Here is a 6,684-nt window from a genome sequence, read left to right on the forward strand (position 1 = left end):
GTAACCATAGGGCCACGCCAGATCATTGGATTGTCTTCGTCAACTAAGTAGCCGATAGACATACTCTGCATACCGTGACCTAGAATTGGTAGTAACTTACCTTCAGCACTAGTGTCAGGCTTAAGCTTGCTAACACCTAGCATTCTTGGTTGAGATGGACCGTAAATATCAGCATCTAGAATTGCAACTTTAGCGCCTTCAGCTTGCAGTGCAAGTGCTAAGTTTACCGAGGTTGTAGATTTACCAACACCACCTTTACCAGAAGCAACTGCAATAATGTTTTTTACTTCTGATAAGATTTCAACACCTTTTTGTGTTGAATACTTAATGATTTTTGTATCAATCTTAACGTCAGCATTATGAATGCCGTTAGTCGCTAAAGCATCTGTAATTTGTTTGCTTAATTCTGCATGGTAGCCTTGAGCAGGGTAGTTAAGCTCTAATGAGATCTCAACTTTGTCGCCGTTAATATCAATGTTATTAATCGCGTTAGAAGAAACAATGTCTTGTTCTGTGTATTTATCAACAACACTGGTTAAAATGTTATTAATGCTATCAACCGTTAAATCTGCCATATTGATGTATCCATTTAAGTAAAATGGTGATATTTTATCGTATAACGATATCACTCAACCTTAATATTAACAAGCCTATCTTATGAGTCCAAGAAAAATTTTAGTTACTTCTGCACTACCTTATGCCAACGGTGAAATCCACTTGGGGCATTTATTAGAATATATTCAAACTGACATCTGGGTGCGCTTCCAAAAAATGATGGGCAATGAGTGTCATTATGTGTGTGCAGATGATGCACATGGTACACCCATTATGCTTAAGGCGAATGAGCTAGGTATTACACCTGAAGAGTTAATTCAAGGGGTGAGTGAGCGTCATCAAGCAGATTTTAAAGAATTTTCAATTGGCTTTAGCCAGTATCACTCAACGCATAGCCCAGAAAATAAAGAGATTTCAGCGGGTATTTACAATACTCTTAACGACAAAGGGTTTATTAAAACGAAAACCATTTCCCAAGCGTTCGATCCTGAAAAGAAAATGTTCTTACCTGATCGTTTTATTAGAGGTGAATGTCCTAAATGTGGTGCTAAGGATCAATATGGTGACAATTGTGAAGTTTGTGGTGCAACGTACTCACCGACTGAGTTAGTTAATGCCAAATCAGCTGTTTCTGGTGCCACCCCAATTACCAAAGATTCAGAACATTATTTCTTTGATTTGCCACAGTTTGAAACTCAACTTAAAGAGTGGACAGAAGCAGGACACTTACAAGCTGAAATTAGTAACAAACTCTCAGAGTGGTTTGACCAAGGTTTGCAACAATGGGATATTTCTCGTGATGCACCATATTTTGGTTTTCAAATCCCAGGTGTTGAAAATAAATACTTTTACGTATGGCTTGATGCACCAATTGGTTATATGGCTAGTTTCAAGAAGTTATGTGACACGCAAGGAATTGATTTTGACGAATACTTTAATAAAGATTCTGAAACTGAGCTGTATCATTTCATCGGTAAAGATATCGTTTATTTCCATGCACTATTTTGGCCAGCAATGTTAATGGGTGCTGATTACCGTACACCAACGGCTATTTATGCTCATGGATTTTTAACCGTTAACGGTCAAAAAATGAGTAAATCTCGCGGTACTTTTATTCAAGCTAGGACCTATTTAGATAGTTTAAACCCTGAGTGTTTGCGTTATTATTACGCTTATAAATTATCAAGTAAGATTGATGATATCGATCTTAACTTGCAAGATTTTAAACAAAGAGTGAACTCTGATTTAGTGGGTAAAGTAGTTAATATTGCTTCGCGTTGTGCAGGCTTTGTTGTCAAAAAATTTGACAAAACATTATCAGCCTATGCAATTGAGGCTGATCTTTATAATGAATTCGTAGCACAAGGTGATACGATAGCCGAACTCTACGAGGCTAGAAATTATAATCAAGCCATGCGTGAAATCATGAAGCTTGCAGATAAGGCAAATCAATACATTGATGAGCATAAGCCATGGCAGTTAATTAAAGAAGAAGGTAAAGAGGCGCAAGTGCACGATGTGACTTCATTGGCACTCAACTTGTTTAGAGTATTGATGACTTACTTAAAGCCTGTTCTGCCAGAGATGGCTAAACAAGCTGAGGATTTCCTAAATATTGAGTCTTTAAATTGGACTGATATTAAGCATCCATTAACTAAGCACCAAATTAATAAATTTAAGCCATTAATGTCACGTATTGAAGATGAGCAGATTAATACAGTGATTGACGCATCAAAGCAAACTACGGTACAAGCAGAGCCTGAGCAGGTAGAGGATGATAATATGATTCAGATTGACGACTTCACAAAAATCGATTTAAGAATTGCTAAAATTGTCAAAGCACAGCATGTTGACGGTGCCGATAAGTTATTACAACTAACGCTGGATATTGGTGAAGAAAATACTAAAAATGTCTTTGCCGGCATTAAAGCCCATTACGCCCCTGAAGATCTAGAAGGTCGATTAACAGTCATGGTGGCTAATCTTGCGCCTAGAAAAATGAAGTTCGGGCTTTCTGAAGGTATGGTTCTTGCAGCGGGCAATGGAAAGTCACTACATATTTTATCGCCAGATTCTGGTGCCACACCAGGGATGAAAATCAGTTAAAAAATTCATAAATTTTACTAATCAATAGATTTAGCACTAAAAATTGGCGATAAATTACCAATTAAAGGTTAAAAATCACTATTTTTAGCCTATTTTTAGTTAAATAAGGTGTTTGGATATAAAAATTTAGGAAATTATTCAAACGGGTGGTTTTTCAATAATATTGACGTAAAATAAGCTTCTTCGGAGAGATGTCAGAGTGGTTTAATTTGCTCGCTTGGAAAGCGGGTGTACGGTAACGTACCGAGGGTTCGAATCCCTCTCTCTCCACCAAATTAACTTCTTGCTAGGCTTTGTATGAAAATCCAATTACATAGCTTGAGTCGAATTCAAATATATTTTCTATCAATCGATACTTTATAGAAAAATAACCAACCAACATTATGAATCTTGCACCAAACTTCCAACCAAAAAATATTGTTCAATCTATTGAAGAGCTTACCAAAGAGGGGCTTAATATAGTTTCCATGGCAGAAAAAGGCAGTGACTGGGATAGTGTTATCACCGCCACTGATGATTTTGAATGTGAACTGGGTAGGCTAACCAGTGTTAATTCACACTTAAATTCAGTGATGTTTAGTGATGATTTTAATGCGCAATATGAAAAAACTTTGCCTATCATTACTAATTTTTATTCTGAAATTTCTAGCAACAAGGCGTTATATGAAGCTTATAAAAATTTAAAAAATACCCAACTTGATGATCAACAACAACATATTTTACAAGAGTCAATTGATGGATTTGAATTGGCCGGAGTTGGTTTGGAGGGTGAAGATTCTAAACGTTTTAAGGCAATTAAAGAGCGTCTAAGCTTGCTTAGTAATCAGTTTTCTAAAAACTCACTTAAGTCTACCAACGAATGGACAAAAGTCGTTGTATTGGAAGATTTGGCAGGTTATGGTGAAAATGAATTGGCAAAGGTTAAAACGGATAATGGCTATGAGCTGAACTTACAGGTTCCAGTTTATATGGATGTAATGACCTATCTTGATAATCGTGCGTTAAGAGAAGAGGTGTATCGCGCCTATGTGTCTCGTGCATCGGAATTAGGCATTACTTCAACTGATTATGACAACAAGCCAATTATGGATGAAATACTTGGTTTAAGACAAGAGATGGCCAACATTCTTGGGTTTGATAATTACGCCCAACTATCTATTGAATCAAAGATGGTTGAAAGTGTCGATCAAGTGCTAGAATTTTTAATGAATTTAGTAGATAAATCAAAGACGCAAGCCCAAGCCGAATTGGATGAATTGATTGAATTTTCAGGTCTAGATCTAAAGCCATGGGACTTGGGATTTTATAGTGAAAAACTAAAAGAGCAGAAATTTGGCTTCAAAAAATCAGATCTAACACCATATTTTCCAGAACAAAAAGTATTAGATGGGTTGTTTTCAACCATCGAAAACTTGTATCAAGTCAAGGTTCAGCAAATAGATGAGTTAAGTTATCATGATGATGTGCGTGTTTTAGAAATAACTAGTAATGATGAAATAGTGGGGAAGATTTATCTTGACTTGTACGCCAGAAAAGATAAGCGTGGTGGTGCCTGGATGGCTGATTTTCAGCCACTCCAAAACCAAGAAAAGCCAGTTGCTTTTGTGGTCTGCAATCTTAATTCTCCAACTGAAGGTAAGCCTGCCTTGTTTGAGTTTGATGAAATAGTCACAATTTTTCATGAGTTTGGTCATGCGCTACATCACGTATTGACTAAGGTTAAATATGCTTGTGCTGCTGGTATTTCTGGCGTCCCTTGGGATGGTGTAGAACTACCAAGTCAATACATGGAGTTTTTCTGCTATGAGCATGACGTGGTAATGCAAATGTCAGAGCATTTTGAAAGTAAACAAGTCTTGCCAGAATCGCTTTACAATAAATTGATAGATTCTAAGAATTTTCAGTCTGCACTTGGCATGTTGCGTCAGTGTGAGTTTTCAATTTGGGATTTAAAAACACATTTGGGGTTGGTGGATACTTATGAAGTTTTAGCGGCGGTAAGAGAAAAAACAGCCCTAATACCAGCAATTGATAACAATCGATTCTTAAATACATTTGGCCATATTTTTGCTGGTGGTTATGCTGCTGGTTACTTTAGTTATAAATGGGCAGAAGTATTGGCGGCAGATGCTTATTATTATGTACAGCAACAAGGCGGTATTGGTTCACAAGCCTCTTTGGATTTTTTATACAATATATTAGAAACTGGCGGTAGTCAAGATTTTATGGTTAGTTATGAATTATTTAGGGGTAAAAAGCCAGAAATCAATGCTCTGTTACAAGCCAATGGTATTGTGAATTAGGTACAATGCGTTTTATTATTTTTTTGTTAGGAAGAAAACAATGATTAAATTTATCTTAAGCGTTATTATTATTTTGGCTTTGATTGGTGGTGCAATTCAGTTTGTCTCAACTGTTGAAAGTTGGGCGTTAGTTGTTAACAAAGAGGCGGCTTTAAATAGTGTCCAGACGGGTGCTATGACTGTTTGGGAGTTTTTTAAAGGCTTGATTTCTGAGGCGGATCAAATTAAAGGCGTAGATTTGGTTGTTGAAAAATAAATAAGCAAATTTCAATAAGAAAAAATGCCTAGCTTTTAGCTAGGCATTTTTTTTAAATCTTGGAAAGAAGGATACTTCCGTTAGTGCCACCAAAACCAAATGAATTGGAAATAGCATGATTAATTTTCATTTCTCGAGCTTCATTGGCACAATAATCAAGATCACAATTTTCATCTTGGTTTAGAATGTTGATTGTTGGCGGCGCTACTTGATCTTTTAAAGCTAGTGCAGTAAAGATAGCTTCAATACCCCCAGCAGCACCCAATAAGTGCCCTGTCATTGATTTGGTAGAACTCATCACTAACTTGTAAGCATGGTCACCTAAGGCTAATTTTGCAGCATCAGTTTCTGCTTGATCGCCAGCAGGTGTGGATGTTCCATGTGCGTTAATGTAGTCAATTTGTTCTGTATTAATGCCTGCATTACGCATGGCATTTTTCATACAGCGGGCTGCACCTTCACCGCCTTTAGATGGCAGTGTCATGTGAAAAGCATCACCACTCATACCGTAACCAGAAACTTCAGCATAAATTTTGGCACCACGTGCTTTTGCATGTTCATACTCTTCTAGCACAACAACACCTGCGCCATCACCAAGTACAAAGCCGTCGCGATCCTTATCCCATGGGCGAGATGCTGTTGACGGATCATCATTGCGAGTAGATAGGGCGCGAGCTGCTGCAAAGCCACCAAGACCACAATTGGTGGTAGACATTTCGGCGCCACCAGCAATCATAACATCAGCATCACCGTATTCAATTAAACGAGAAGCATCACCTATATTATGGGTTCCTGTTGTACAAGCGGTAACAATGGCAAAATTAGGCCCTTTAAAACCATATTTAATAGATAGATTTCCAGAAATCATGTTGATGATCGAAGAGGGAACAAAGAAAGGAGAGATGCGCTTAGCACCTTTTTCTCTATACAGATCGGCTGTTTTCTCAATAGTGCCCAAACCACCAATACCAGCGCCAATTGCCACGCCAATTCTCTCCGCATTTTCTTCAGTAACTTCAATGCCACAATCTTCAAATGCTTGAATGCCGGCAGCCATACCGTAATGGATAAATGGATCCATTTTTTTGGCATCTTTAGGTTTTAGATAGTCAGTTATTTCAAAGTTTTTAACAGATCCGCCGAAAGTAACAGACTGGCCTTCGGTGTCAATATTGGTAAGGGTGTTAATACCAGACTTACCGGCTAAAATATTTTTCCAAGACTCTTCAACGGTATTTCCAACAGGTGAAACAATACCTAGGCCAGTGATAACAACTCTTCTTTTACTCATGATACAACACTCTTAATAAAATAAAAAAGGCGCTTAATTCTTTGAAGAAAGCGCCTTATTGTTTAGCTAACTAAACGGAAATTACAAATTATTGTTAACGTAGTCAATTGCTTGTTGAACAGTTGTAATATTTTCCGCTTGATCATCAGGAATTTCACAGTCAAATTCTTCTT

Annotated in this window: 5 protein-coding genes, 1 tRNA gene and 1 pseudogene; 4 read left to right on the forward strand and 3 right to left on the reverse strand. The window is 37.4% G+C overall.

The window, feature by feature from the left end; translation table 11 throughout:
• Window positions 1-575 (reverse strand): P-loop NTPase (locus P8M52_RS02290; protein ID WP_300306738.1); only part of this gene is annotated, 575 nt, incomplete at its 3' end.
• 82 nt (window positions 576-657) lie between these two features.
• On the opposite strand from P8M52_RS02290, the gene metG reads away from it, so the two are divergent.
• From metG to P8M52_RS02310, 4 genes are all read left to right on the forward strand, one after another.
• Window positions 658-2,661, forward strand: a complete 2,004-nt coding sequence (metG, locus tag P8M52_RS02295; RefSeq protein ID WP_300306740.1) for a methionine--tRNA ligase — start codon at window positions 658-660, stop codon at window positions 2,659-2,661.
• 185 nt (window positions 2,662-2,846) lie between these two features.
• Window positions 2,847-2,934 (forward strand) — tRNA-Ser (locus P8M52_RS02300).
• 110 nt (window positions 2,935-3,044) lie between these two features.
• Window positions 3,045-4,964, forward strand: coding sequence for a M3 family metallopeptidase (locus P8M52_RS02305; protein WP_300306743.1), 1,920 nt, complete (start codon window positions 3,045-3,047; stop codon window positions 4,962-4,964).
• 40 nt (window positions 4,965-5,004) lie between these two features.
• Window positions 5,005-5,220: a hypothetical protein gene (locus P8M52_RS02310; protein WP_300306746.1), complete on the forward strand. Its 216-nt coding sequence runs from the start codon at window positions 5,005-5,007 to the stop codon at window positions 5,218-5,220.
• Window positions 5,221-5,272: 52 nt separating this feature from the next.
• Here P8M52_RS02310 and fabF read toward each other — a convergent pair whose 3' ends face one another.
• Both fabF and P8M52_RS02320 read right to left on the reverse strand, forming a co-directional pair.
• Entirely contained in the window at window positions 5,273-6,511 is a 1,239-nt protein-coding gene (gene fabF / locus P8M52_RS02315; protein WP_300306749.1) for a beta-ketoacyl-ACP synthase II, read from the reverse strand.
• An 81-nt stretch (window positions 6,512-6,592) separates the two neighbouring features.
• A pseudogene (locus tag P8M52_RS02320) lies at window positions 6,593-6,684 on the reverse strand (acyl carrier protein); the annotation flags it as partial.

The sequence above is a fragment of the Candidatus Thioglobus sp. genome, from assembly GCF_029243085.1.
GTDB lineage: Bacteria > Pseudomonadota > Gammaproteobacteria > PS1 > Pseudothioglobaceae > Thioglobus_A.